Raw genomic sequence first — 26,278 nt, forward strand, 5'->3', positions numbered from 1 at the left:
CAACCTGCTACGCCACTAAAACGCGTAACGGAAAGATGCACTCAGCGTGTCAATGTCTAAAGCAACGCCGTTGGGGCGATACATCTCATACCCCACACCAATAGCAACGTGTTTGGTGAAATAATAAAATGCCTTGACCTGCGTTCTAAAAACGTTGTCGCTGTCGATATTCAGGTAATCAACTTTACCGCCTAATTCAAAAGACGGTGTCAGCATAGTACGAAAACCGATGCCCGCGCCAGCACCGTTTTCTGCTTCTGACGACGACAGATCACCCGATGAACCCGAGACGTCCAAGCGCTCCGCTGAAACTGTTGCAAAAATATCCGTATTGTCGGTGACACTGTGATAGTAGCCGATGCTGGCAGATAGCATGTCTAATTGCAGATTGGCGTCGTTAACATTTTTATCAACGGTTTTGTAGTTCCCAAATGCTATCCAATGGTCAGAAAAACTGAACGAACCATTTACGCCGAAGCCGTTAAACGATGCGTCTGAGCCCCCAGCACTAAGCTCGGTATCTAAGTACGTTACATCAACCTTATTCCAGTCGGGTGACTGTGCCGCTGCGGCGCCAGAAGCAAGCATTAATGAAAGTGCAATCATTGATTTTTTCATAGTGTAATTTCCCTGTGATTAGCAATCACCAAAATGGCGAAAAACGTGAGTAAAACAGGTGAGTGCGACATCTTACGTCGCAGCGAGTCATTATGTTGATAAGAGAGCCTCGTTGGGGGATTTCTGTGGTAGGCTTCTATGCGCATCCACAAGTCGTTATTGCGCTGATAAAATAAAAGTAGCCGTTAATAACCGCAAAAAATCAATAAAGCAGGGATAAAATAATGACCAGTAGCCAACAACGTGCCGCGCTGCAACGCCAAATTTGGGCCATCGCCAATGATGTTCGTGGTTCAGTAGACGGGTGGGATTTCAAACAGTACGTGCTCGGTACGCTATTTTACCGATTCATTAGCGAAAACTTCGCTGGTTACATTGAAAACGGTGACGAGAACATCAATTACGCGGTGCTTGATGACTCAATTATCACCGACGAAATAAAAGACGATGCCATTAAAACCAAAGGCTACTTTATTTACCCCAGCCAGTTGTTTGTGAACGTCGCAAAAACTGCCAATACCAATGAAAGCCTGAACACTGACCTTGCGCGTATCTTCGGTGAAATTGAAAACTCAGCTAACGGGTACGCTTCTGAACAAGACATTAAAGGCTTGTTTGCTGACTTCGACACCACCAGTAATCGCTTAGGTAACACCGTTAAAGACAAAAACACCCGTTTAGCGGCTGTATTAAAAGGCGTCGCGGGCTTGGACTTTTTTGGAAACCAAGTGGGCAACTTTGAAGACAATCAAATTGATTTGTTCGGTGATGCTTATGAGTTCCTGATTTCAAACTATGCCGCTAACGCGGGTAAATCAGGCGGTGAGTTCTTTACCCCGCAGCATGTATCCAAGCTGATTGCGTTGCTGGCCATTCATGGGCAAGACCGAATTAATAAAATCTACGACCCCGCAGCGGGATCGGGCTCGTTGCTGATGCAAGCCAGAAAGCACATTGATGTGCACCGTATTGAGGAGGGGTATTTCGGCCAAGAAATTAACCACACCACCTACAACCTTGCTCGTATGAACATGTTCCTACATAACATTAACTACGACAAGTTTGATATTCAGCTTGGTAACACGTTAACCGACCCACGCTTTGCTGATGAAAAGCCGTTTGACGCCATTGTGTCTAATCCGCCGTACTCGGTAAAATGGATTGGTAGTGACGACCCGACACTGATTAACGACGAGCGTTTTGCCCCAGCGGGTGTACTAGCCCCCAAATCAAAAGCTGACTTTGCCTTTGTGTTGCACGCACTCAGTTACCTTTCAAGTAAAGGCCGTGCAGCGATTGTTTGTTTCCCTGGTATTTTCTATCGCGGCGGTGCTGAGCAGAAAATTCGTAAGTACCTCGTGGATAACAACTACGTTGAAACCGTAATTTCGTTAGCGCCAAACTTGTTCTTTGGTACCACGATTGCCGTCAACATTTTGGTGCTCTCCAAGCATAAGCAAGACACCACAACGCAGTTTATTGACGCGAGTAACTTGTTCAAGAAGGAAACCAATAACAACGTACTGAGCGATGAGCACATCGAGCAAATTATGAAAGTTTTCGAGAGCAAGGAGGATGTTGAGCACTTTGCTAAGTCGGTACCATTCGAGAAGGTAGCAGAAAGTGACTATAACCTCTCGGTCAGTAGCTATGTTGAAGCTAAAGACAATCGCGAAGTTATCGACATTACCGAACTCAACGCCGAGCTGAAAACCACCGTTGCCAAGATTGACCAGTTGCGTGCAGATATCGATGCTATTGTGGCAGAGATTGAAGGGACTCAGGCATGAAAGCAATAAGCTATCTGGAGAAGCTACTTGGTGATATTGACATCGCTTGGAAGACACTAGGTGATATTCAGTTTTTTGAAATAGCCAATAGTGGGAGGAAACCGGTCAAAGCGTCTCTACGCGCGCCTGGTTCGATCCCTTACTATGGCGCTAACAACATTCAAGACTATGTTGAGGGTCATACTCATGACGGTGAATTCGTCTTGATTGCCGAAGATGGCTCAGCAAGTCTTGAAAACTATTCGGTTCAGCATGTTACTGGAAAGTTTTGGGCTAACAATCACGTCCATGTTGTCCGAGGTAAATCAGGGGTGAATACACGTTTTTTATATCACTTTCTTTGTACTGTTAACTTCATCCCGTTTTTATCTGGTGGAGGACGAGCTAAGCTGACCAAAGGAAAATTGGTCGATATAACAATCCCAATCCCATGCCCTGAAAACCCAGAAAAATCGCTACAAATCCAAGCGAAAATCGTCCGCATTTTGGACGCATTTACCTCCCTTACCGCCGAGCTTACCGCCGAGCTTACCGCACGCAAAAAACAATACAACTACTACCGCGATAAATTGCTCAGCTTTGAAGACAGCGAGGTTGAGTGGAAGCCTTTGGGAGAGATATCAAGGTTTATAAATGGTAGAGCATACAAAAGAACTGAATTATTGGAGTCGGGCCCTTACCCTGTACTAAGAGTCGGGAATTTTTTCACAAATGCGAATTGGTATTACTCAGACTTAGAACTGGATGACGACAAGTACTGTGATAATGGCGATCTTTTGTATGCATGGTCTGCCTCATTTGGTCCCAGAATCTGGGACGGCGGAAAAGTCATATATCATTACCACATTTGGAAAGTCGAGCCGAATCTTGATGTGATTTCAAAGAAGTATCTGTTTTATTTACTGGAGTGGGATACGGAAGCATTAAAGTCGGCATCTGGAACAGGGTCAACGATGATGCATGTAGGAAAAGGGGCTATTGAAAAAAGATTAGTACCAGTTCCGTCAATTCCGCAACAAGAGCGTATCGTAACGATACTCGACAAATTCGACGCCCTAACCAACTCTATCACCGAGGGTCTCCCTCGCGAGATTGAGCTGCGTCAAAAGCAGTACGAGTACTATCGTGACTTATTGTTAAGCTTTCCGAAACCAGATGAGCAGGCAGCTTGATATGTCGATGACGCTCGGAAATATTAATCTTTTGAGTGTTGCTTTCCGAGCAACTGAGACCCTTGCTCGCAAAGAAAGTGCGCGGCCAACCGTAACTGATAAGGATTTCTTAGCAGTTCAAATCGTTAACCTATTTAATGACATTCAAGGAAAAGGAGTTTCCGATGACCAATAGTATTGAAATTTACCAAGCCGATGACGGTAAACTAGAACTTAACGTTACCCTTGAGAACGAAACGGTTTGGCTCACCCAACTACAAATGGTAGAGCTATTTGGGCGTGACCAGTCAGTGTTATCTCGACATATTCGCAATGTATTTAAGGACGGAGAACTGTCTGAAAAAAGCAATATGCAAAAAATGCATATTGCTGGCTCCGACAAGCCGGTAGCTTTTTACTCCCTAGATGTGATCATTTCCGTAGGTTATCGGGTTAAGTCCCAGCGTGGCGTACAGTTCCGTCAATGGGCCAACAGTATCCTGAAACAGCATCTCATTGAAGGCTACACGATTAACCAACGCCGGTTGCAAGAGCGTGGTGTTGAGTTTGAGCAAGCGATTGCTTTGCTATCTCGCACACTAGCGAACCGACAACTGGTAAGTGATGAGGGCGAGGCTGTACTTGCTGTCATTAATGACTATGCACGCAGTTGGAGCTTGTTGCAGGGCTATGACGAGCAAAGCCTGAGCTCACTTACCAACAAGCAAACAGACATGCAGGCGTTGGATCTTGATCAGGTGCTAGCCGCGATCGCCGAACTCAAAAGAACGCTCATCAACAAAGGTGAAGCCACCGAGTTATTTGGTCAGCTGCGCGGCGATGGCTTAGCCTCCGCATTAGCGACCATTGAGCAAGGTTTCGCCGACGAACTGTTTTACCCGAATGTTGCAAGCCGTGCTGCACACCTGCTCTACTTTGTCATTAAGAACCACCCGCTTGCGGATGGTAATAAACGCACCGGGTCATTTTTGTTTTTATGGTATTTGCGAGTGAACCAGCACTTATTGGCAAAGCCTGTCGAACACCTGATTAACGACAATACGCTGGTTGCGTTGGCATTATTAGTTGCTGAAAGCTTGCCCGACCAGAAAGAACTAATGATTCGTTTAGTTGAGCACTTTATTATGTTGAAAACAGATGATAAAAGCGACTAGTTCCATTTTGGAACACGTCGGCTGAAAGTGGTTAGTTCCATTTTGGAAATAACCACCCAACCGCACGTAAATAAAGCGCTATTGCAGAACAAGGACACAAAGGAATGACCACCTATAAACCCATAGCCGAGTCAAACAACTTTATCGTTTTGGATAAGTATACCAAGCACTATGAAGTTGCTGAAAGCTACCAGAGCGAGAGTGATTTAGAGCGCGAGCTGATTCAAGACTTAGTGAATCAGGGCTATGAGTATGTGCCTGGCCTAAATAACCCGGTAGCGATGCTTGCCAACGTACGTGTGCAGTTACAAGCCTTGAATAACGTTGAGTTCTCAGATGGCGAATGGGCGCGATTTGTTGAAACCTACCTCGACAAACCCAGCGACAGCATCACCGATAAAACTCGCAAAATTCATGACGACTACATTGAAGACTTCGTTTTTGACGATGGCCGTATTCAAAACATTTACCTGCTTGATAAGAAAACTATTGCTCGCAACAAAGTACAGGTGATTCAACAATTCGAGCAAACCGGATCGCACGCGAATCGTTACGACGTGACGATTTTGGTGAATGGCCTGCCGCTGGTACAAATTGAACTCAAAAAACGCGGTGTGGCCATTCGTGAGGTTTTTAATCAGGTGCACCGGTATAGCAAAGAAAGCTTTAACGCCGAGAGCTCGTTGTTTAAGTATTTGCAGTTGTTTGTGATTTCAAATGGTACCGACACGCGCTACTTTGCCAACACCGTGCAGCGCAATAAAAACACCTTTGACTTCACCATGCATTGGGCGAAGTCAGATAACGGCCTGATTAAAGATCTCAAGGACTTTACCGCGACCTTCTTTCAAAAAGAGACGCTATTGAAAGTGCTGCTGCGCTATTCCGTGTTTGATGTGAGTGACACCTTGCTGGTGATGCGACCTTACCAAATTGCGGCTACAGAGCGCATATTGTGGAAGATTAAAAGTGCCTTTCAAGCCAAGCAGTGGAGTTCGACCGAGGCGGGTGGCTACATCTGGCACACCACAGGCTCGGGTAAAACCTTAACCAGCTTCAAAGCAGCGCGTTTAGCCACCGAGCTTGAATTCGTTGATAAGGTATTCTTTGTGGTCGACCGTAAAGATCTCGACTATCAAACCATGAAGGAATATCAGCGCTTTTCACCCGACAGCGTGAACGGCTCCGATAGCACCGCTGGCTTGAAACGTAATTTAGCGCTCGATGACAACAAGATTATCGTCACCACGATTCAGAAATTGAATAACCTGATGAAGACCGAGCGCGATTTGCCGGTGTATCGTCAGCAAGTAGTGTTTATTTTTGATGAGTGTCACCGCAGCCAATTCGGTGAAGCGCAGAAGAACCTACAAAAGAAATTTAAGCGTTACTATCAGTTTGGTTTTACCGGTACGCCGATATTCCCACAGAACGCGCTGGGTGCCGAAACCACCGCTAGCGTATTTGGTCGTGAGTTGCATTCGTATGTCATCACCGATGCCATTCGCGATGAAAAAGTGCTGAAGTTTAAGGTGGACTATAACGATGTTCGTCCGCAGTTTCGTGGCATTGAAACGGAGCAAGACGAACGCACGCTCAGTGCGGCTGAAAATAAGCAGGCGCTCTTGCACCCCGAGCGCATACGCGAAATCACGCAGTATATTCTGACTCATTTCCGGCAGAAAACGCACCGTTTGAAAGCCGGCGGAAAGGGATTTAACGCCATGTTTGCGGTAAGTAGCGTTGACGCGGCAAAAGCCTATTACGAAGCGTTTAAACAACTGCAGCAAGGTGCCGAACGGCCACTGCGCGTGGCAACGATTTTTTCGTTTGCAGCGAATGAAGAGCAAGATTCGATTGGCGAGATACCCGACGAAAGCTTTGAAGTATCCGCCATGAAAAGCAGCGGCAAAGAGTTTTTAAACACCGCCATTGCTGATTATAACGCAATGTTTCAGTCCAACTATGGGGTGGACAGCAACGGCTTTCAAAACTATTACCGCGACCTTGCCAAGCGCGTGAAAAGCCAGGAAATTGATTTATTGATTGTCGTGGGTATGTTCCTGACCGGCTTTGATGCACCGACAATGAACACGCTATTTGTAGATAAGAACCTGCGTTACCACGGCCTTATTCAGGCCTATTCGCGCACCAACCGCATTTATGATGCCACCAAAACCTTTGGCAACATTGTGACTTTCCGTGATTTAGAAAAGGCAACCATTGATGCCATCACCTTGTTTGGCGACAGGAATACCAAGAACGTAGTGCTCGAAAAGAGCTACAAAGAGTACATGGAAGGCTTTACCGATTTGGTCACCGGGCAAGCGCGGCGTGGATTTATGGAGGTCGTGTCTGAGCTTGAACAGCGTTTTCCGAATCCTGACGAAATTGAGCGCGAAAAAGACAAAAAGGATTTCGCTAAGCTGTTCGGTGAATACCTGCGCGTTGAAAACATCCTACAAAATTACGATGAGTTCGCTAGTTTAAAAGCCTTGCAGAAAATCGACACCAGCGACCCCGATGCCGTTGAAGCATTCAAGGTTGAACATCATTTGAACGACGATGATATTGCCGTGATGCAAACCATACGTTTACCAGCTGAGCGAAAAATACAGGACTATCGCTCAAGCTATAACGATATTCGCGACTGGATTCGTCGTGACCGCGCAGCGGAAAACCAAGCGCAATCAACCATTGACTGGGACGACGTTGAGTTTGAAATTGACCTGCTGAAATCACAGGAAATCAACCTCGATTACATTCTTGAGCTGATATTTGAACAGAACAAGAAGAACAAAAACAAAGGCGACTTGATTGAAGAAGTACGCCGCATGATTCGCGCCAGCCTCGGCAACCGCGCCAAAGAAAGCCTTGTTGTTGATTTCATTAATCAAACAGACCTCGACGAAATGCCAGATAAAGCAGGCATTATCGATGAATTCTTCAAATTCGCTCAAGCCGAACAGCAGCGCGAAGCCGAAGAACTGATTCGCTCCGAGAACTTAAATGAAGAAGCGGCCAAGCGTTACATCGCCGCCTCACTACGCCGTGAATACGCGAGCGAAAACGGCACCGAATTGAACTCAACACTGCCGAAATTAAGCCCATTGAACCCGGAATACCGCACCAAGAAACAGACCGTATTCCAGAAAATCTCGGCATTTGTTGAGAAGTTTAAAGGAGTTGGTGGGCAGCTTTAGCGATGCAACCACTTAGCAGACTTATTCCCAGTGAGTTTACCGCGGAAAAAAAAGGGTTTAGGCATTTGCCTAAACCCTTTTTTAATCCTGAATTCAGATAATAACCGCAACACTCATGTAATAGAATCGCAAACAATACTTTTCCGAATCGCTTCGCAGCGAGGTGTAATCCCCCCGAAAAATCGGAGCAGTTATAAGTAGAAAATTCCGTTAAACTAAAACGAAGGAGTTTTCTATGCGCAAATCACGATACACAGACAGTCAGATCTTAGCGATTCTGAAGCAGAACGAGAGCGGTGTACCCGTTCCAGAACTTTGCCGTGAACACGGTATGAGCTCAGCTCAATTTTATAAATGGCGTGCCAAGTTTGGCGGCATGGACGCATCCATGATGAAACGTCTCAAAGAGCTTGAGGACGAAAACAAACGCCTCAAGAAAATGTATGCCGAAGAGCGACTCAAAGCTGAGATCCGCAAGGAAGCCCTTGAGGGAAAGCTGTAAAGCCATCTCAGCGCAAGGAGATGGCGCGAGCTGCCATTCAACGCCATGGTATTAGCGTTCGTTTTGCCTGTGTTTGCATGGGCATTAGCACGAGCTGTTACCACTATCAAAGCAAACTCAGCGATGAAAATGCTGTAATTGCTGATTGGTTGCTGCGCTTAACCACTGCGCAGAAGCGCTGGGGTTTTGGTTTGTGCTTCTTGCATTTGCGTAACGTGAAAGGATTCCCATGGAACCACAAGCGCGTATATCGCATTTATCGCGAGCTAGAGCTTAACTTACGAATTAAACCCAAGCGTCGCCTGCGACGCGACAAACCAGACGCTTTAAGTGTGCCAACCGCAATGAACCAAGTCTGGTCGATGGACTTTATGTCCGACAGTTTAGCTGATGGTCGTTCACTGCGAACATTTAACGTTATCGACGATTACAATCGCGAAGGGTTAACCATTGAAGTCGATCTGTCGCTGCCAAGTGCCCGAGTTATTCGTGCCTTGGAGCAAGTGATTGAATGGCGGGGAAAACCTGCGGCGATTCGCTGCGACAATGGCCCAGAATATTTATCAAGCGAGCTGATTAACTGGGCTGAGAAGCATCAAATCACCATGCTTTACATTCAACCAGGTAAGCCAACACAGAACGCGTATGTTGAACGATTTAATCGAACAGTGCGGCATGAATGGCTCGATTTACACCTGTTTGAAAGCGTAGAACATGCACAAGAACTTGCCACTCAGTGGCTTTGGCTTTATAACAACGAACGGCCTAACACGGCCATCGGAGGCATTCCGCCCAAACAACTAACGCAAGCGGTTCATTAATTCTACGAATAACTGCTGCTTAAAATGGGGGGATTACATTTGCTTCCCAATTCATCGATGGCCTTCAAGAAGTCAACTATCAATTAATGATGAATTTTGGACAGAAACTTGCTGCAAACTTATTCATATTCGATCTATGGGTTCGTAACGGCGATCGTACGTTGTCAATGAAGGGCGGCAACCCAAACGTATTCTATCAACCTGCCGAACAGCTCTTTTGGGCTTTAGATCATAACTTGGCATTTGATGATAGCTTCGAATTCAACGACTTTACCAAAGATCACCTGGGTAGAGACGCTTGGATACAGCAGCGGGATTTATTATCGCGAAAACTTTATCAAGAGCGCGCGAGTAACTGTCTTCGACAACTTGATGAAATATTCTTACTCGTACCGGATGAGTGGGATCTAACAGATGACTTTATGGAGCAGATTCGGTTAACATTAGGTCTAATAAACGAAGACAACTTCTGGGAGCGGATATAATGAATACGTTATGCATGTATGCCACTGTGCGTTTTATGCCGTTCGCTGAAACCCAAGAGTTCGCTAATGTTGGTGTGGTCGTTTGTGCACCCGATACCGGTAAAATTAAGTTTAAACTTGCACGTAAGCGTTTTGGTCGTGTTAATCAATTCTTTGAAGACCTCGATGGCAAGTTGTTCGGCAGCGCATTACAACTTTTAGAGGCTGAACTTAATCGCCTAAAAGAATTCGCTATAGACAAGCCAGGAAAAGCTACCGCTGCGTTATTTCAGGAACTGACCCGGCACCGAGAAGGCGTGATATCTTTTGGGGGGGTTAGCACTGCAGTAGTTAATAACATTGACGATAAGCTCATCGACTTGTACGAGCATTATGTCGAGAGAAGCTTCCTCAGCGAAAAGTATCGCGAGAGCATAATCGAGCAGAACATTCGTCAACTGTTGAAACGTGAAAATGTAAGAGACTTTAAGGCCCAAGTACTCGAAACAAAGCTCGGCGAGTTCAAGCTGCCATTCGTAAAGAAAAGTGCTACCAATACAAAAGTAATACGGCCTCTTGCTTTTGAGCGAAAAACGCCACTAGCAGCCTATGAACATGCAGCTCAGTGGATAGATAGACTCACTCGCTTACAACATGAGCAGATAGTGTTGCCTTACAACATGATGCTGGCAGTAGAAAAGCCAACAGACAAAGGGTTTGAAGAGGCGTACCTTGAAGCCGTTAACATCGCTTCTCAGAGAGAAATAATTGTCGCTAACGCCAATAACTCTCTAGAAATTTTGAAGTTTGCTAATAACACATAATTCAAAGCCCGGATCAAAAAATAGGGGCTACAAACCCCTATAGCTCCAGTTCAGCAAAGTCTCAGTCAACATCTTCCTGAGTAAAGCCAATATAACGCAGCGTCACAGCCTCAGAGCTATGACGCTGCATCTTCATTACCTTGGCAATATCAGAGAACTTAACTCATTGTTTTAAAAGGAGTATAAAGAAAGGAAATTGGTCGGCGTGAGAGGATTTGAACCTCCGACCCCTGACACCCCATGACAGTGCGCTACCAGGCTGCGCTACACGCCGACCGAGTTGCTTATGTTACCGATTTCACGGGGTTACGCAACAATAACTCGGTGGTTTGAGTGCTGACTGCTGTAAATTTCGCCAGTTATTGGTCGTCGGTCTTTATTGGCTTGGAAAAACGTTTAATTTTTTTCAGTGCGTTAATTAACACCGAGGTGTGGGGTTCAGCGCCCGATTTTAATTGAAAGCCTTGATTGTCGTAAACGCTGAATTGGCCACTGCTGTCGAGCACTGTGGTTTCGGTCTGCTGGTAAATCACAATGTAGGGCTTATACGATTCAACCAGCGGGTAACGCTCGCCACGGCTACGCAGCGACTCACCGTTCGAGAAGTTCTTCACACCGTTGGCGCATGACATTAAGCTATCCAAAGCGGTTGGCATTAAGTCCATTAACCCAGCAATGGGATGTGACGGGAGGGAAATATTACTCACCCATAACGGTACTTCTAACAGTGAAGGCTGGAATTGTTTTTTGTCGACCAATTGCTCGTCGCGGACGGGCGCCAGCGCAGTAACCATGACTTTGGCACTCTTCAAATCGGCGCTTTCTAACCACTCAATAACCGCATCGCGGTCGCTAATATCGGCAAACAACACGGTTAAGCCTTTGTGTTCGTGCGGGCCGCTTTCCCAGCGTTGTAGTGTTTGTATGGTGCTATTCTCGGGTAATGCAATCTCGTCTTTGTAATGCTGCGTTCGCAGCAGGTGCATTGGCATACCAAAATCTGATAGTGGTTTCGCGTAAGCCGGTGCGGTTTTATCATTAATTAAGGTTTGCTGGTAAAAGTCGGGTAAGCCATACAGTAATTGGAAACTACCGCCTTCGGCCTCCGGATGACCTAGCAATTGAATGTCGGCGCGATGGTAACCGCTGGCGACTGGGCTCAATACGGTATTTAGTGCCTCGCGTTGCTCGGCGTTTAATCGGTTAAATGCCACAATCACAGCCTGCTGTGGGTTATTGACCTTGGCACAGAGTAACGGGTTTAACGGGTATTCAATGGTTTTCGTCGCATTATGCAGCAACATCTGTTGCCGATCACGGTAGTGCGTGGCTTCGATTAATCCATGTTTTGCCATTAGCGTTTTGGCAGTGGTTGGGTACGAAATCGGAAACATATCATCTTGCTGGGTAATTGGGTCGTACAGCGCCGCATCGGCCCATACGTGCATGCTGTGGCTGGTTAAAAAGCACAGCACGAAAATGCTGGTAATGGGCGCGCCGTAACGCTGATTTTGCAATTGCGGTAGGCGTTTCCAGGTCAGGTTTGCCAATACTAATTCAATCCCCAGAATCAGCAAAAAGCTCAGTAGAATACCAATCACCATCACAAAACTGGCACCGGTGAATACGGTTTCGGCATCACGCGCCATTTGTGCCAGTGAGTAGGTATTTAAGTGGTAGCCGTATTGGCGGAAGAAAATGACGTCGGAAATTAATGCAACAAGGGCAAAAGCGCTGACTAAGCTGGCGTAGCCGCGCATAAAGCGCGAATAGGGCGCGAATAAGCAGACCGGGAATATGGCAATAATAAAGAATACAAAGGGCAGAAAGGCAAAATGGCCAATCCAACTGACGATGGCGTAGATCGTCGACAGACCCGTTGTAGGAAATTCCGAAGCTTCGATATAAAGGGTACCAATCGCCAGCGACAGGATAATATTGGTAAAGGTAAACCAATGCCCCCAGCTAATAAGCCGAGCAATTTTATCGCGACGCTGATATTTCCCCATTAGTGGCATGCTCCCTTGTCACCCTCTACGGTATCTGACACCTAACTACAGTGAATTAGTTTGTGTTATCAAGCGATTGTAGCAAGATATTGGCAAATTGCCGCGCTACCGCACCTTGTTGATCGCCTTTGTAGCCTTGCTGCACCACATTGGTTACCGCATTACCTAATGACATCAGTGCCAAGTCGGCTGGTGTTTGGTGCTTTTCGAGCACCGCCATTAACTCATTGAGGATGGCGTCTTGCTTGTCAGTGGCATATTTTGATTGGATTGGCATGGGTACGTCGCTTAACCGTGATACACTAGCGCGCATAGTAACATACCTTGAAAGGGAAGGAAGCTACTCGCCATGCAATTGCAATTGCTTAACAGCATTATTCACCAGTTTTATCAAAACGACGGCCAGGTAGGTTTGCGCTTAGCGAGCCAAGAATTGGAAGCCGACGATGAGCTTAATAATTTATTAGAAGAGCTAACCGACGTTTACACCAGCAAACCGGCCAAGGGCTACGCCAGTTTCTTAACCGAACAGGATGATGGTGAGCCCAGTGAGTTTCCGACTCAATTAGCATCGTGGCAGAAGCAACAATTAGGTTTCGTTGAGTTTAGCCAAAGCGCGGCACGGGTGTTGTTACAGCAATTGCAGCACTACGGTATGTTAGATGCTGGCTTTTTATTGATTTCGCATTACCAGCATCTGGCAACCGACTATTTGTTGGTAAGCTTCTTACCAGTAAAGGATGGCGTGACCATTGACCATAACTTATCGGTCGACCGTTCATCGCAGTTGGATATTAGCCGTGTGCAGTTGGCCGCGCGAGTAGACCTTACTCAGTGGCAAACCGACCCGACAGATGACCGTTACATTTCGTTTATCAAAGGCCGGGCGGGACGTAAGGTATCGGATTTTTTCTTAGACTTTTTAGGTTGCACCGAACGCTTAAACAGTAAAGCGCAAACGCAGCACTTGGTGGAAGCGGTAGACGCTTACGCGCAAGAACAGCAATTCGAGCCAGAGCAACGTTCAGCATTGCGGCAGTCGGCTTACCATTATTGCGACGAACAATGGAAGCAGGGCGAGGGCGTAAGTGTGAAAACTTTGTCTGAGCAAGTACGAGAAAATATTCCGGCAGAACGTTCATTAGAAGATTTTTCGCGCGAATATGGTGAGCAAAAAAGTGTTGATTTAACCCAAGAGTTTCCCGCCGATAAAACTACATTGCGTAAGCTGGTGAAGTTTCAAGGCCAAGGTGGGGGTGTGAGCGTGGGTTTTGACCACACCATGCTGGGCGAACGGGTTGAGTACGATGCGGCAACGGATACCTTAACCATTCACGGTACGCCGCCAAATTTGCGTGATCAATTACGCCGCTATTTCGGTATAGATAGTTAACAGTAAGAAAAGAGTGGTAGGGGATAAACAAAAGCCACCGGCAGATGCGCGGTGGCTTTTGTTAAAAGGCTTACTTGTCGGCCGCTGAGGGAACGATGTTTGCTGCGTGCAAACCTTTAGGACCCTCTTGCAGTTCAAATTCGACAGCTTGACCCGCTTTCAGGGTGCGGTAGCCTTCCATTTCAATGGTGGAGTAATGCGCGAAGATATCGCCCTCACGTTCTTCGCTTTCGATAAAGCCGAAGCCTTTCGAATTGTTAAACCATTTGACTTTACCGGTAGCCATACTTCTACTTCCTTCTTTCTACAAATAGTGATCTTTTTTATTGTATGGTGAGACGACACACTGGCATTGTGTAAGCAGAACGCTTGAAAAAGTGCCAGTGAAACACCATGTTTTACTCTAGGTGAGTTCAGTTATTAGTCAAGTATTTTGCGCGAAAAATATGCAGATTTGTTAATCAAAAAATAACATCTTCCCTTACAGACGCGTAAGAAAATAACGACTATAGTGATAATAGGTTGTTAATTAATGAGTAATTTTGAGCATCAGCATGACAGCGACGTGCAGGAGAAAAAGGAACTCAAGCCGCCGTCCATGTACAAAGTACTATTGAACAATGACGATTACACCCCGATGGATTTCGTTATTGAAGTGCTGATGAAATTCTTTCGGATGGATCAGGAACGCGCCACGGAAACCATGTTGCAGGTGCATTATAAAGGAAAGGCTGTATGCGGCGTTTATTCTGCGGAAGTCGCCGAAACTAAAGTGGTACAAGTAAATCAGTATGCACGCGAAAACCAACACCCCTTGCTCTGCACTATGGAGCAGGCGTAAGGTGGTAATCAGTGGTACTGGAAGGAGCGGTCTATGCTAAACAAAGCGCTAGAAATCACCCTCAACGATGCTTTTAAATTGGCACGCGAGCGCCGTCATGAGCTGATGACGGTTGAACATTTATTGGTAGCGTTACTCGAGAACCCTGATGCTGCAGAGGCTCTGCGTGCGTGTGGGGCGAATTTCGCGCAATTGAAAGAAGAGTTACTGAGTTATATCGACCGCAGCACTCCGCAATTTGATGCCGACGAAGAAGCCGGCGACACCCAACCGACCTTAGGTTTCCAACGGGTGCTTCAGCGCGCGGTTTTCCACGTGCAATCTTCAGGTAATGCGGAAGTCACTGGCGCCAATGTGTTAGTGGCGATTTTCAGTGAACAAGAATCGCAAGCAGTGTATCTGCTGAACAAGCACGATATAACGCGCTTAGATGTGGTGAATTTTATCTCCCATGGTATTTCCCGTATGGAAGACGGTGCGGAAGGCGCGGAAGAGCCTGCCGCGGAAGAAGCCGAAGCCAGCCAACAAGCGGAAGAGCAAAGTTACCTAAAACGTTTTTGCACCAACCTCAATGTGCAAGCACAAGAGGGTAAAATTGACCCATTGATTGGTCGCGATGTTGAATTGGAACGTTGTATTCAGATCCTTTGTCGGCGTCGCAAAAATAACCCACTGTTCGTGGGAGAAGCGGGTGTAGGTAAAACGGCAATTGCCGAAGGCTTGGCATACCGCATTGTTAAAGGCGAAGTGCCAGAGATTATTGCTGATGCCACGATCTTCTCATTAGATATGGGCGGATTATTAGCGGGCACTAAATACCGCGGTGATTTTGAAAAACGCTTTAAACAGTTGTTGCGTGAATTGCGTGAGCAAGACGATGCCATTTTGTTTATTGACGAAATTCACACCATTATCGGTGCGGGAGCGGCGAGTGGCGGGGTACTGGATGCCTCAAACTTACTGAAACCGCTACTTTCTAGCGGCGAATTAAAGTGTATTGGCTCTACCACTTACAACGAATACAAAAACATCTTCGAGAAAGATCGGGCGTTGGTGCGCCGCTTCCAGAAGATCGACGTGGTGGAACCGAGTGTGGAAGACACCACTAAAATCTTATTAGGACTGAAAGATCGTTACGAAAGCCACCACGGTATTCGTTATACCCAGCCTGCCATTAAAGCGGCGGCTGAGTTGGCGGCGAAATATATCAACGAACGCCATTTGCCGGATAAAGCGATCGATGTTTTGGACGAGGCAGGGGCTTCACAACGCTTGTTGCCGCAGTCCAAACGCCGCAAAACCGTGGGCGTTTCTGATATCGAAGCGATTATCTCCAAAATCGCCCGGATTCCGGAGCAATCGGTGTCGCGGACTGACCATCAGATCCTGAAGCAATTGGATCGCAATCTTAAAATGGTGGTATTTGGTCAAGACGAAGCAATCGATAAGCTCACTTCGGCGATTCGCCTGTCGCGTTCTGGCTTGGCGAATGAGAATAAACCGGTCGGTTCGTTCCTTTTTGCCGGTCCTACCGGTGTGGGGAAAACCGAGGTCACACAGCAATTGGCGAAAGCCATGGGTATTGAGCTGGTGCGCTTCGATATGTCGGAATACATGGAGCGGCATGCAGTCAGCCGGTTGATCGGCGCGCCTCCGGGCTACGTTGGGTTTGACCAAGGCGGCTTGTTAACCGATGCAGTGATTAAGAATCCTCACTGTGTGTTGTTACTCGACGAGCTGGAAAAAGCCCACAGCGATATTTTCAACGTCTTGTTGCAAGTAATGGATAACGGCACGTTAACCGACAACAATGGTCGTAAAGCGGACTTCCGTAACGTGATTATTGTAATGACCACGAACGCCGGTGTGCGGGAGACGGTTCGTAAGTCTATTGGCTTTAAACAGCAAGATCACAGTCACGATGCCTTGGCTGAAATCAATAACATCTTTACCCCGGAATTCCGTAACCGTTTAGATGGTATTGTTTGGTTCAACCATTTGTCACCAGAAGTGTTAAGCCAAGTAGTCGACAAGTTTATTTGCGAACTACAAGCGCAACTCGATCGCAAAGGTGTGTCGCTTGAGTTAGACAAAAAAGCGCACGACTGGCTGGCCGAGAAAGGCTATGACAAACAGATGGGCGCACGGCCAATGTCACGGGTTATTCAAGAACACCTGAAAAAGCCGCTGGCAAACGAAATTCTGTTTGGCCGCTTAGCCCGTGGTGGCAACGTGAAGGTCAGTTGTAACAAAGACGGCGAGCTTGCGTTTAGTTACGACAGTACCAATGAGGCCGTTGAATCTTAAGCCCAAGCTACAGCCACAAAAAACCCGGCTACGAAGCCGGGTTTTTTTATGCGCGTTAGGTTAGCAACTTAACGGGCGCGGAAGACAATGCGACCTTTGGTCAAATCGTATGGGGTAAGCTGCACTGTTACAGTGTCACCCGTTAGGATACGAATATAGTGCTTACGCATTTTTCCTGAGATATGCGCAGTCACAACGTGGCCATTTTCTAGCTCAACGCGGAACATCGTATTTGGCAGGGTATCAAGAACCGTTCCCTGCATTTCAATGCTGTCTTCTTTCGCCATTCAAGTCCTCTGAAGTTGCTTCTGTTAAGTAATAAATCAAGTTGCGGTGGATTTTACCGCTTTTTGCCACTGATTGCCAATTAGCCGTTCGTAGGGGGCAAATTGGGTTTTGTAATTCATCTTCGAACAAGCGTCTATTTGGTAACCCAAATACAGGTAGCCTTTGTTATCTTGCTTGGCAAGTCGCCACTGTTCAAGAATTGCGAATATGCCTAGCGAACGTTTTTCCGCGCTCGGCTCAAAAAAAGAATATACCGCAGAGTAGGCGTCAGGTAGGCGGTCGGCAATGCTGACGAGCAATAAACGGCCGTTGTTATCGCGCCATTCCAACATTAACGGCGCTAACCAATCGCACGAGATCCAGCGCCAAAACGCCTCAGGATCGGGCGGGTACATTGCGCCATCAGCGTGGCGCTGCTCGATAAAACGGCAGAATAGCTCACTGTGCTCGGCGGTGGGTTCGCTAAAAGCTAGCGCGATTAAGTCGTTATTCTTTTTAATGATTCGACGGAAGCGCCGCGACGGGGAGAAATCTTGCACCAATACTCGAATTGATTGGCAGGCATTACAGGCATCGCAGTAAGGCCGGTAAAGGTCATTATGGCTGCGGCGAAAACCTTGCGAAACCAGACGGTGATAACTGGCTATAGAGGACGGGTGCTCCGCGTCTGGCACAGCCACAAGCAGGCGCTCCTGTTGCTCGTCTAAATAACCGCAGGTTTTGTTTTGGGTCAGACCAAATTGCATTGCCACAATCAGCGCTCCTGTTCACGCCCGAACAGCGGTATTTCGCCCGCTTTCCACGTGCTTTCTGCAACGCGTTGTTGCTCTGCTAAATGTAGCAAATAAAGGAACCTTTCGCGCGGTATTGATTGCGCGCCTAAAGAGGTTAAGTGAGCATTACCCACTTGGCAGTCGATGAACTGCCCGCCGGCCTGGTGGAAGTGTTCGGCAAAGCTCGCCAATGCGACTTTTGACGCATTGGTGGCTAAATGGAACATACTTTCACCACAAAACGCTTGGCCCACGGCAACGCCATATAAACCGCCCACTAGGGTATCGCCGTCCCAGACTTCAACAGAGTGGGCGTGGCCACGTTGGTGCAAGTTGGTATAAGCCGCGAGCATTTCTTCGGTAATCCATGTGCCTTCCTGTTCTGCCCGCACGTCGCCACAATAGCGAATCACTTGTTCGAAACAGTGGTTAATGGTGATGGTCCAGCGACTTTTGCGACAAAACTTTCGTAAGCTGCGGCTAACATGAATTTTATCGGGGAAGAATAGGGTACGAGGATTGGGCGACCACCACAATATTGGGTCGTCTTCACCGTACCAAGGGAAGATACCTTGGCGATAGGCGGCCATGAGTCTGGCCGCCGATAAATCGCCACCCACCGCCAGTAAGCCGTTTGGCTCGTGTAAAGCCATGGCGGGCGGTGGAAATACCAGCGAATCGTTAGCGAGTTGAACGATCACTGGTAGACACGCTATTTAGTCAGCGAGTCGAGGAAGCGTTCCGCATCCAATGCCGCCATACAACCAGTGCCAGCAGAAGTAATGGCTTGGCGATAAACATGGTCCATTACGTCGCCGGCGGCAAAAACGCCAGGTACACTGGTTGCGGTAGCGTTGCCGCTTAAACCGCTTTCTACCACGATATAGCCGTCTTGCATTGCCAATTGGCCGTCAAAAATGCCCGTGTTCGGCTGGTGCCCAATCGCAATAAAGCAACCGGCAACATCAAACTCGCTCAAGCTGCCGTCTTGGGTGTCTTTCACGCGTACACCGGTCACGCCCATCTCGTCGCCAAGGACTTCGTCCAGGGTTTTGTTCAGGTGCAAGGTCACGTTGCCGTTCTCAGCGCGATCACGCAGACGGTCGACCAAGATCTTTTCGGCACGGAAGGTTTCGCGACGGTGAATCACGTGCACTTCGCTAGCGATGTTAGCCAAGTACAGGGCTTCTTCAACCGCGGTGTTACCGCCGCCCACAACGCAAACTTTCTGATTCTTGTAGAAGAACCCGTCACAGGTCGCGCACGCAGAAACACCTTTACCCATGAATTTCTGTTCTGAATCTAAGCCTAAGTATTTCGCTGAGGCGCCGGTAGAAATAATCACAGAATCCGCGATGTATGAGCCTGTGTCACCTTTCAGCTTGAACGGGCGACTAGAGAAGTCAACTTCGTTGATGTGGTCGAATACGATTTCGGTGTTGAAACGTTCGGCGTGTTGCTGCATCCGTACCATCAAGTCAGGACCGGTAAGGCCTTCGGCGTCGCCTGGCCAGTTTTCTACATCGGTGGTAGTGGTTAGCTGGCCGCCTTGTTGCATCCCGGTCACCATGACTGGGTTAAGGTTAGCGCGCGCAGCGTAAACGGCGGCAGTGTATCCGGCAGGACCAGATCCAAGAATGAGTAGTTTGCAATGCTTAACTTCAGACATTGAACGTCTCCAAATAAATACGAAATTTTGATTATTCTAGGTATGGGGATTGATTGTAGGGATTGCAAGGGGCTGGCACAAGAGCAAATAAAAAAGCCCGCCAAGTTTGGCGGGCTGTTTCGTTAAAGCGTGATTACAGGTCTGCTTTAATCGCGTCAGTTGGGTCTTGGTAATCCAAGCCTAATTCTTCGCCGAGGTCGTCATGCACGGCTTTATAAGTGATTTTACCTTTGTGCATGTTCAAACCGTTCAACAAATGCTTGTCGTCTAACATCGCTTTCAAGCCTTTGTTTGCCAGCGCAATGCCTTGTGGCAGGGTGGCATTGTTCAACGCAATCGTTGATGTCCGCGCGACACCGCCTGGCATGTTGGCGACGCAGTAGTGCACAACGTCATCAACCACGTAAACCGGATCTTGGTGCGTTGTGGCCTTAGAGGTTGCAAAACAGCCGCCTTGGTCAATGGCTACGTCTACTAATACTGAGCCAGGTTTCATGTTTTTGATGTTTTCACGGGTAAGCAGTTTTGGTGCCGCTGCACCTGGAATCAGCACGGCGCCAACCACTAGGTCTGCTTCACGTGAGTACTTATCGATGGCATCTACGGTCGAGAAGATGGTCGTGACACGGCCACCAAAAATATCGTCCAGCTCGCGTAAACGCGGCAATGAACGGTCCAGAATGGTCACTTCTGCGCCCATACCTAGCGCCATTTTAGCTGCGTTGGTGCCGACTACGCCGCCACCAATAATCAATACTTTGCCCGGTGCTACGCCAGGAACACCGCCCAATAGGGTTCCGCTACCACCGTGCGCTTTTTCTAAGTAATGCGCACCCGCTTGGATAGACATACGGCCAGCGACTTCGCTCATTGGTGCCAACAGCGGTAGGGCGTTACGGTTGTCGGTAACGGTCTCGTAAGCAATGGCTGTTACGCCAGACTCGCCCAATAATTTGGTTTGCGTTGGGTCTGGGGCCAAGTGCAAGAAGGTGTATAGAATTTGGCCTTCACGAAGCATTTTGCATTCGTTTGGCTGTGGTTCTTTCACTTTAACGATCATGTCGGCGCGCGCAAAAATCTCTTCGGCGCTGTCAATGATTTCTGCACCCGCTTGTTGGTAATCTTCGTTGGTAAAACCGATGGCTGCGCCACCGTTGTTTTCGACGATAACCTGATGCCCATTTGCCACATACTCACGCACTGCAGCAGGGGTTAAACCAATACGATACTCGTGATTTTTAATTTCTTTAGGTACACCAATTAACATCTTCTGGCCCTATTGGTTGAGACGTGAAAAATTGGTGCAGATTATAGACTGTAACTGATAAGTGTTTCGTACTTTTTTTACACTATTTTTTCGTGCTATATTTTGCATTACTGTGAACTTATAGTGAAAAATAATGTTTAACGCAGAAGAACCCGTAAAAATCACTATTGACAGGATCGACCGTAAGATCCTTCGCTCATTGCAAGATGACGGACGCCTGTCGAACGTCGCATTAGCCCGTAAAGTGGGGCTCAGCGCCACGGCATGTTTAGAGCGCGTGCGTAAACTCGAAAAAGAAGGCATTATTGAGAGCTACCATGCGCGAATTAATCCAGCAAAGCTGGGTGCAAACCTTATGGTGTTTGTCGAGATCACCCTAACGCGGACGTCGCCCGACTCGTTTGAAGAGTTTAGCCAAGCGGCGCGAGATACCGACGAAATACTCGAGTGCCATTTGGTTGCGGGGGATTTTGATTTCCTAATTAAAGCGCGAGTGCCTGATATGCCAGCGTATCGTAAGCTGCTAGGGGAAACCCTGCTAATGATGCCTGGAGTGAACGAATCACGCACTTATGTGGTCATGGAAGAGGTAAAACAAGAAAATAAAGTCCTAATAAAGGGCTAACATGGCGAACAACATTCGATACAATAGTTTCAGGACAAAGGGACAGGCGACTCAGATATGACAGGTGTACAGCGTGTATTAGAAGCAGGACTTATTTTATTTGGCGCTCTCGCCGTGTTCTTGCTGCTGTCGTTGTTAAGTTTTAACCCCGCAGATCCCAGTTGGTCACAAACGGGTTATGAAGGGCAAATCCACAACGCTGGTGGTGCTATTGGCGCATGGTTTGCCGACGTATTGTTGTTTGCCTTTGGCTTTGTCGCGTACTTGATTCCATTTGTGCTCATTGGCATGGGCTACCTATTATTCCGCCAGCCGCACCGGTTACTGGAACTGGATTATTTGGCCGTAAGCCTGCGGTTAATCGGCGCCTTACTAGCGATCATCGGCGCGACCGCGCTCTCGTCGATTAACTTTGACGATATTTATTATTTTTCTGCCGGTGGCGTACTAGGCGATGTCATGGCGGATGCCTTACTGCCATATTTCAATTTCCTTGGCACCACCTTGTTATTGTTAACCTTCTTCTGTACTGGGCTAACGCTCGTTACCGGCATCAGTTGGCTGACGGTTGCAGACAAGTTAGGCGAATACGCTATTACCGGGACCCTGTGGGTGGTGGAAAAAGTGAAGCCACTCATCCAACGCCAGAGCCGCAAACAAGACGCTGAAGAAGAAGGTGAACTCGACGACGACCCATTAATAGTGAGTGCCGATGAACGGGGCCGTGCCGATGAACCGTCGATTGATGTCAGTGGCCTGTTAGGTGGCCCAAGCGCTGAGGCAGCGGATGATCTGCCCAGCATTGTGGCTACGGATGATGGCGACGAGGAACCGCCTTTCGAGATGGATCATAAGCCTGCGCCAAACGAAGCAGCGCCGCGCTTTAGCAAACAAGCAGCGGAAAACCATCGTGCGGTGGTTAGAAAATCCACCGATACAGATGACGATGATGATGAGGACGATAATGACAGCGCAGCAGAGGAGCCAATAACGCCTTTTCCGTCGCTTGAGCTGCTTGACCGTCCAAACCGTAAAGAAAACCCGATTACGCCAGAAGAGTTGGAACAAGTTTCACGCACCGTCGAAAACGTGTTGAAAGACTTCGGCGTGGATGTCACCGTAGCCAACGTACAGCCAGGTCCAGTGATCACGCGCTTTGAGTTGGACTTGGCGCCAGGCGTAAAAGTCTCAAAAATCTCTAACTTGGCGAAAGATATTGCCCGGACACTCTCTGCGGTTGCCGTGCGTGTGGTAGAAGTGATTCCTGGCAAGTCGTACGTGGGCTTAGAGTTGCCGAATAAGCATCGGGAAATTGTCCAACTCAGCGAGGTACTGAGTTGTGAGAACTTCCAGAATAGCCCATCACCATTAACCATGGTGCTGGGTAAAAACATTGCCGGCGCGCCGGTTATTGTCGATTTAGCCAAAATGCCGCACTTGCTGGTGGCAGGTACTACCGGCTCGGGCAAATCCGTGGGTGTGAACGTCATGATCTTGAGCTTGCTGTACAAGAGCTCGCCGGAAGATGTGCGTTTGATCATGATCGACCCGAAAATGCTCGAATTGAGTGTGTATGAGGGCATTCCGCACTTACTGACCGAAGTGGTTACCGATATGAAAGACGCCGCCAACGCCTTGCGCTGGTGTGTAGGCGAGATGGAACGTCGTTACAAATTAATGTCATCGCTCGGGGTACGGAACTTAAAAGGTTATAACGCCAAGATTAAAGCGGCTGAAGAAGCCGGCGAACCGCTTCGCGACCCATTATGGAAACCCGGCGATTCAATGGACGAATATCCGCCATACCTAGAAAAGCTGCCGAATATTGTGGTCGTAATCGATGAATTTGCCGACATGATGATGATTGTTGGCAAGAAAGTCGAAGAATTGATTGCGCGGATTGCGCAAAAGGCACGGGCGGCAGGTATTCACTTAATTTTAGCGACCCAACGACCTTCGGTGGATGTGATCACCGGATTGATTAAAGCCAATATTCCAACCCGGATTGCGTTCCAAGTGTCGTCCAAGGTCGATTCAAGAACCATTCTCGACCAACCGGGTGCAGACCAACTGTTGGGGCAGGGCGATATGCTCTATTTGCCGCCGGGTAGCGGTTCGCCAGTGCGGGTGCATGGGGCGTTCGTGGATGATCATGAAGTGCATAACGTGGTCGCTGATTGGAAAAAACGTGGTCGGCCGAATTACTTAGATGAAATTCTTTCTGGCGATATGTCAGAAGAGCAGTTATTGCCGGGTGAACAGCAAGAAGGCGACGATGGTGAGACGGACCCGGTTTATGATGAGGCTGTAGCGTTTGTGACCGAAACACAGAAAGTGTCGGTATCGAGTGTACAGCGCAAATTCCGCATTGGCTATAACCGTGCCGCACGGATTGTCGAACAAATGGAAATGAGCGGTGTCGTATCTAGAGCTGGCAATAATGGTCAGCGCGATGTGTTAGCGCCGAAAGCACCGAGGGATTAATCAATGAAGGTAAGTGGTATGAAGCTTGGTGGAATTAAACGTGGTGTACTAGCGCTGGTGTGCGTGGCGTCCAGTGCGGCGGCGGTCGCGCAAGATGTTGGTGCGACGTTGCGTGAAAAACTGGCGCCGATGCAAACCCTACAAGCGCAGTTTCAGCAAACCGTGACCGATCAGCAAGACGAATTGGTGCAGCGCTTGAACGGTACACTCATGTTAAAGCGTCCAAACCTGATGCGCTGGGAAACCGAAGCGCCGGATGAATCGTTGATGGTAGCAGACGGTGACGCTGTCTGGTACTTCAATCCTTTTGTTGAGCAGGTCTCGGTTTACGACCAAGGTGATGCGGTCGCGCAAAGCCCTTTATTGCTCTTGCTAAAAGGGGAACCGCAAAGCTGGGCAAACTACCGTGTGAGCCAACAGGGCCAAAGTTATACCGTAGAACCAAAAGCAGCGAATTCACAGGCCACATTAGAACTGGTATTTAGCCAGTCAGGACAGTTAAAAGATATTTATTTGCATGAGCCTGAGGGGCAAATGACCCACTTAGCGTTGTCTGATGTGCGGATGAATCAACCGATTGCGGCGAGCCAATTTCAGTTCACCCCGCCTGAGGGTGTGGCGGTAGACGATCAACGCCAAGCCAAGGCGCGCCGTGAGTAATTTGGATTTAAATTTCGCTCCGGATTTCCGACCGCTGGCCGCTCGAATGCGGCCAGTGTCGTTAGATGAGTACATTGGCCAGCAACATCTGCTTGGGCCAGACAAACCGCTGCGCAAAGCCATAGAGGCAGGTAGCCTGCATTCGATGATTTTGTGGGGACCTCCGGGTACCGGAAAAACCACCTTGGCGGAATTAGTTGCGCACTACGGTAATGCCGCGGTTTCGCGGCTGAGTGCGGTAACCTCTGGGGTAAAAGACATTCGCGAAGCGATCAGTGAGGCGAAGGCGCGCGCGCAACAGCAGGGCAAGCGCACATTGCTGTTTGTCGACGAGGTGCACCGTTTTAATAAAAGCCAACAAGACGCTTTTTTGCCGCATATTGAAGATGGCACGGTGGTGTTTATTGGCGCCACTACCGAAAATCCTGGTTTTGAATTAAATAATGCCTTGCTTTCGCGTGCGCGGGTTTATCGCCTGCAAGCGTTAACTACCGCGGACTTAGAAACAGCAATCCAACGTGCGCTAACAGACACTGAGCGGGGTATCGGTGGTCGCAAGTTGCACCTTGATCCGGCTGCACAAGCCTACCTCATTGAACACAGTGGCGGTGATGTTAGGCGCTTACTCAATGGGCTAGAGGTGGCTGCAGATTTTTTGCCTGTTGCTGAGCAGCAAATCAGCGTCGAGCTGGTGCGCGATGCGCTTGGGCAAAAGGCTTCGAGTTTTGACCACCAAGGCGACCACTATTACGACATCCTTTCGGCGTTCCATAAATCGGTGCGTGGATCGTCGGCAGATGGTGCACTGTATTGGTATGCTCGGGTGTTAGTTGGTGGCGGCGATCCGTTAATTATTGCTCGGCGGTTATTGGCGATTGCGTCAGAAGATATTGGTAATGCCGACCCGCGGGCGCTGCAATTGGCATTGAATGCTTGGGATACCTTTCACCGTGTGGGACCCGCCGAGGGCGAACGCGCCATTGCCCAAGCGGTGATTTACTGTGCCTTAGCACCGAAAAGTAACGCCGTTTATCAAGCCTTTAAAGGCGCGTTGGCATTAGCCGAGCAAACCGGAAACGCTGAAGTGCCGAGCCATTTGCGCAATGCCCCTACCAAAATTCATCAACAGCAAGGGTATGGCGAAGATTATCGTTACGCGCATAATTATCCTAATGCCGTTGCTGCCGGTGAACGTTATTTGCCTAGCGAGGTGGGTGAGGTTGTGCTGTACCAACCGAATACGCGCGGGCTAGAAATAAAACTGAAAGAGAAGCTGGAATGGTTGCAACAACTCGACCAGCAAAGTGATTGGCAACGCGGCAACGATTAACCCGGCTTTTTTCGTTGCAGCCTTTCTTTTTATAGCCCGCCTGGTTTACCATAAAGGCCTTGTTTTAGGCGGTGCACGCCAAGG

The 26,278-nt window shown here is 48.2% G+C and carries 24 protein-coding genes, 1 tRNA gene and 1 pseudogene; 15 read left to right on the forward strand and 11 right to left on the reverse strand.

All coding sequences use genetic code 11. The features are described from left to right. Nucleotides 1-15 precede the first annotated feature (15 nt). Entirely contained in the window at nt 16-618 is a 603-nt protein-coding gene (locus tag CWI84_RS00230; protein WP_126840579.1) for an outer membrane beta-barrel protein, read from the reverse strand. A gap of 224 nt (nt 619-842) precedes the next feature. Here CWI84_RS00230 and CWI84_RS00235 point away from each other — a divergent pair, with 224 nt between their 5' ends. From CWI84_RS00235 to CWI84_RS00265, 8 genes are all read left to right on the forward strand, one after another. After that, nucleotides 843-2,408 (forward strand): type I restriction-modification system subunit M, encoded by a 1,566-nt coding sequence (locus CWI84_RS00235; protein WP_126840580.1) that lies wholly within the window; start codon nt 843-845, stop codon nt 2,406-2,408. Then, a complete protein-coding gene (locus CWI84_RS00240) occupies nt 2,405-3,580 on the forward strand; it encodes a restriction endonuclease subunit S (protein WP_126840581.1) in 1,176 nt (391 codons plus the stop codon). Before CWI84_RS00235 ends, CWI84_RS00240 begins: the two co-directional genes overlap by 4 nt. Nucleotide 3,581: 1 nt before the next feature. Further along, nucleotides 3,582-3,755 (forward strand): hypothetical protein, encoded by a 174-nt coding sequence (locus CWI84_RS11750; protein ID WP_198674458.1) that lies wholly within the window; start codon nt 3,582-3,584, stop codon nt 3,753-3,755. Beyond that, nucleotides 3,745-4,734, forward strand: a complete 990-nt coding sequence (locus CWI84_RS00245) for a virulence RhuM family protein/type II toxin-antitoxin system death-on-curing family toxin (protein WP_126840582.1) — start codon at nt 3,745-3,747, stop codon at nt 4,732-4,734. The genes CWI84_RS11750 and CWI84_RS00245 overlap by 11 nt, the downstream gene beginning before the upstream one ends. 104 nt (nt 4,735-4,838) lie before the next feature. Next, nucleotides 4,839-7,937, forward strand: a complete 3,099-nt coding sequence (locus CWI84_RS00250; protein WP_126840583.1) for a type I restriction endonuclease subunit R — start codon at nt 4,839-4,841, stop codon at nt 7,935-7,937. Between the two features lie 235 nt (nt 7,938-8,172). After that, nucleotides 8,173-9,260 (forward strand): IS3 family transposase gene (locus tag CWI84_RS00255; protein WP_126840584.1). Its coding sequence is split into 2 segments (ribosomal slippage): nt 8,173-8,434 and nt 8,434-9,260, totalling 1,089 coding nucleotides; the frame shifts between segments, so codons are not numbered across the junction. 32 nt (nt 9,261-9,292) lie between these two features. Beyond that, on the forward strand, nt 9,293-9,745 hold the full coding sequence (locus CWI84_RS00260; RefSeq protein ID WP_338034251.1) for a HipA family kinase: 453 nt from the start codon (nt 9,293-9,295) through the stop codon (nt 9,743-9,745). Next, nucleotides 9,745-10,548 (forward strand): DUF3037 domain-containing protein, encoded by an 804-nt coding sequence (locus CWI84_RS00265; RefSeq protein ID WP_126840585.1) that lies wholly within the window; start codon nt 9,745-9,747, stop codon nt 10,546-10,548. Before CWI84_RS00260 ends, CWI84_RS00265 begins: the two co-directional genes overlap by 1 nt. Nucleotides 10,549-10,609: 61 nt before the next feature. On the opposite strand, the pseudogene CWI84_RS11780 reads toward CWI84_RS00265, so the two are convergent. From CWI84_RS11780 to CWI84_RS00285, 4 genes and pseudogenes are all read right to left on the reverse strand, one after another. Then, nucleotides 10,610-10,702 (reverse strand): annotated as a pseudogene (locus CWI84_RS11780) (site-specific integrase); the annotation flags it as partial. A gap of 43 nt (nt 10,703-10,745) precedes the next feature. Beyond that, nucleotides 10,746-10,822 (reverse strand) — tRNA-Pro (locus CWI84_RS00275). A gap of 85 nt (nt 10,823-10,907) precedes the next feature. Then, nucleotides 10,908-12,557 (reverse strand): DUF3413 domain-containing protein, encoded by a 1,650-nt coding sequence (locus tag CWI84_RS00280; RefSeq protein ID WP_126840586.1) that lies wholly within the window; start codon nt 12,555-12,557, stop codon nt 10,908-10,910. Nucleotides 12,558-12,612: 55 nt separating this feature from the next. After that, nucleotides 12,613-12,870, reverse strand: coding sequence for a YejL family protein (locus tag CWI84_RS00285; protein WP_241968686.1), 258 nt, complete (start codon nt 12,868-12,870; stop codon nt 12,613-12,615). Nucleotides 12,871-12,906: 36 nt separating this feature from the next. Here CWI84_RS00285 and yejK point away from each other — a divergent pair, with 36 nt between their 5' ends. Further along, nucleotides 12,907-13,950, forward strand: coding sequence for a nucleoid-associated protein YejK (gene yejK, locus CWI84_RS00290; protein ID WP_126840587.1), 1,044 nt, complete (start codon nt 12,907-12,909; stop codon nt 13,948-13,950). A gap of 70 nt (nt 13,951-14,020) precedes the next feature. Here yejK and cspD read toward each other — a convergent pair whose 3' ends face one another. Next, nucleotides 14,021-14,236 (reverse strand): cold shock domain-containing protein CspD, encoded by a 216-nt coding sequence (cspD, locus tag CWI84_RS00295; protein WP_126840588.1) that lies wholly within the window; start codon nt 14,234-14,236, stop codon nt 14,021-14,023. A 246-nt stretch (nt 14,237-14,482) separates the two neighbouring features. Between cspD and clpS the strand changes: the two genes are divergently transcribed. After that, nucleotides 14,483-14,791, forward strand: a complete 309-nt coding sequence (gene clpS / locus CWI84_RS00300) for an ATP-dependent Clp protease adapter ClpS (protein ID WP_126840589.1) — start codon at nt 14,483-14,485, stop codon at nt 14,789-14,791. 33 nt (nt 14,792-14,824) lie between these two features. After that, nucleotides 14,825-17,098: an ATP-dependent Clp protease ATP-binding subunit ClpA gene (gene clpA, locus CWI84_RS00305; protein ID WP_126840590.1), complete on the forward strand. Its 2,274-nt coding sequence runs from the start codon at nt 14,825-14,827 to the stop codon at nt 17,096-17,098. A gap of 68 nt (nt 17,099-17,166) precedes the next feature. Here the strand turns inward: clpA and infA are convergent, their stop codons facing one another. From infA to ald, 5 genes are all read right to left on the reverse strand, one after another. Continuing rightward, on the reverse strand, nt 17,167-17,385 hold the full coding sequence (gene infA, locus CWI84_RS00310) for a translation initiation factor IF-1 (RefSeq protein WP_008489926.1): 219 nt from the start codon (nt 17,383-17,385) through the stop codon (nt 17,167-17,169). A 36-nt stretch (nt 17,386-17,421) separates the two neighbouring features. Further along, a complete protein-coding gene (locus tag CWI84_RS00315; RefSeq protein ID WP_126840894.1) occupies nt 17,422-18,132 on the reverse strand; it encodes an arginyltransferase in 711 nt (236 codons plus the stop codon). 8 nt (nt 18,133-18,140) lie between these two features. Beyond that, nucleotides 18,141-18,860 carry a leucyl/phenylalanyl-tRNA--protein transferase gene (aat, locus tag CWI84_RS00320; RefSeq protein WP_126840591.1) on the reverse strand — a complete coding sequence of 240 codons (720 nt, stop codon included), beginning with the start codon at nt 18,858-18,860 and terminating at the stop codon, nt 18,141-18,143. A gap of 11 nt (nt 18,861-18,871) precedes the next feature. Then, nucleotides 18,872-19,828 carry a thioredoxin-disulfide reductase gene (trxB, locus tag CWI84_RS00325; protein WP_126840592.1) on the reverse strand — a complete coding sequence of 319 codons (957 nt, stop codon included), beginning with the start codon at nt 19,826-19,828 and terminating at the stop codon, nt 18,872-18,874. A gap of 133 nt (nt 19,829-19,961) precedes the next feature. After that, complete coding sequence (ald, locus tag CWI84_RS00330; protein WP_126840593.1) at nt 19,962-21,095, reverse strand: alanine dehydrogenase; 1,134 nt, start codon at nt 21,093-21,095, stop codon at nt 19,962-19,964. 133 nt (nt 21,096-21,228) lie between these two features. On the opposite strand from ald, the gene lrp reads away from it, so the two are divergent. The 4 genes from lrp to CWI84_RS00350 are packed head-to-tail and all read left to right on the forward strand — an operon-like array spanning nt 21,229 to nt 26,194. Beyond that, entirely contained in the window at nt 21,229-21,720 is a 492-nt protein-coding gene (lrp, locus tag CWI84_RS00335; RefSeq protein WP_126840594.1) for a leucine-responsive transcriptional regulator Lrp, read from the forward strand. 57 nt (nt 21,721-21,777) lie between these two features. Next, the gene (locus tag CWI84_RS00340; protein ID WP_126840595.1) at nt 21,778-24,204 is read left to right on the forward strand and encodes a DNA translocase FtsK; all 2,427 of its coding nucleotides are present in this window, start codon (nt 21,778-21,780) and stop codon (nt 24,202-24,204) included. Nucleotides 24,205-24,207: 3 nt separating this feature from the next. Beyond that, nucleotides 24,208-24,864, forward strand: a complete 657-nt coding sequence (lolA, locus tag CWI84_RS00345) for an outer membrane lipoprotein periplasmic chaperone LolA (protein WP_126840596.1) — start codon at nt 24,208-24,210, stop codon at nt 24,862-24,864. Next, nucleotides 24,857-26,194, forward strand: coding sequence for a replication-associated recombination protein A (locus CWI84_RS00350; RefSeq protein ID WP_126840597.1), 1,338 nt, complete (start codon nt 24,857-24,859; stop codon nt 26,192-26,194). Before lolA ends, CWI84_RS00350 begins: the two co-directional genes overlap by 8 nt. Nucleotides 26,195-26,278 lie beyond the last annotated feature (84 nt).

It is taken from the genome of Idiomarina tyrosinivorans, from assembly GCF_003987475.1.
Classification (GTDB): Bacteria; Pseudomonadota; Gammaproteobacteria; order Enterobacterales; family Alteromonadaceae; genus Idiomarina; species Idiomarina tyrosinivorans.

Excerpts from the sequence above, each read along its gene's own strand:
- CWI84_RS00230 (WP_126840579.1), bottom strand. The coding sequence starts at position 618 with ATGAAAAAATCAATGATTGCACTTTCATTAATGCTTGCTTCTGGCGCC.
- CWI84_RS00235 (WP_126840580.1), top strand. The coding sequence starts at position 843 with ATGACCAGTAGCCAACAACGTGCCGCGCTGCAACGCCAAATTTGGGCC.
- CWI84_RS00240 (WP_126840581.1), top strand. The coding sequence starts at position 2,405 with ATGAAAGCAATAAGCTATCTGGAGAAGCTACTTGGTGATATTGACATC.
- CWI84_RS11750 (WP_198674458.1), top strand. The coding sequence starts at position 3,582 with ATGTCGATGACGCTCGGAAATATTAATCTTTTGAGTGTTGCTTTCCGA.
- CWI84_RS00245 (WP_126840582.1), top strand. The coding sequence starts at position 3,745 with ATGACCAATAGTATTGAAATTTACCAAGCCGATGACGGTAAACTAGAA.
- CWI84_RS00250 (WP_126840583.1), top strand. The coding sequence starts at position 4,839 with ATGACCACCTATAAACCCATAGCCGAGTCAAACAACTTTATCGTTTTG.
- CWI84_RS00265 (WP_126840585.1), top strand. The coding sequence starts at position 9,745 with ATGAATACGTTATGCATGTATGCCACTGTGCGTTTTATGCCGTTCGCT.
- CWI84_RS00280 (WP_126840586.1), bottom strand. The coding sequence starts at position 12,557 with ATGGGGAAATATCAGCGTCGCGATAAAATTGCTCGGCTTATTAGCTGG.
- CWI84_RS00285 (WP_241968686.1), bottom strand. The coding sequence starts at position 12,870 with ATGCGCGCTAGTGTATCACGGTTAAGCGACGTACCCATGCCAATCCAA.
- yejK (WP_126840587.1), top strand. The coding sequence starts at position 12,907 with ATGCAATTGCAATTGCTTAACAGCATTATTCACCAGTTTTATCAAAAC.
- cspD (WP_126840588.1), bottom strand. The coding sequence starts at position 14,236 with ATGGCTACCGGTAAAGTCAAATGGTTTAACAATTCGAAAGGCTTCGGC.
- clpS (WP_126840589.1), top strand. The coding sequence starts at position 14,483 with ATGAGTAATTTTGAGCATCAGCATGACAGCGACGTGCAGGAGAAAAAG.
- clpA (WP_126840590.1), top strand. The coding sequence starts at position 14,825 with ATGCTAAACAAAGCGCTAGAAATCACCCTCAACGATGCTTTTAAATTG.
- infA (WP_008489926.1), bottom strand. The coding sequence starts at position 17,385 with ATGGCGAAAGAAGACAGCATTGAAATGCAGGGAACGGTTCTTGATACC.
- CWI84_RS00315 (WP_126840894.1), bottom strand. The coding sequence starts at position 18,132 with ATGCAATTTGGTCTGACCCAAAACAAAACCTGCGGTTATTTAGACGAG.
- trxB (WP_126840592.1), bottom strand. The coding sequence starts at position 19,828 with ATGTCTGAAGTTAAGCATTGCAAACTACTCATTCTTGGATCTGGTCCT.
- ald (WP_126840593.1), bottom strand. The coding sequence starts at position 21,095 with ATGTTAATTGGTGTACCTAAAGAAATTAAAAATCACGAGTATCGTATT.
- lrp (WP_126840594.1), top strand. The coding sequence starts at position 21,229 with ATGTTTAACGCAGAAGAACCCGTAAAAATCACTATTGACAGGATCGAC.
- CWI84_RS00340 (WP_126840595.1), top strand. The coding sequence starts at position 21,778 with ATGACAGGTGTACAGCGTGTATTAGAAGCAGGACTTATTTTATTTGGC.
- lolA (WP_126840596.1), top strand. The coding sequence starts at position 24,208 with ATGAAGGTAAGTGGTATGAAGCTTGGTGGAATTAAACGTGGTGTACTA.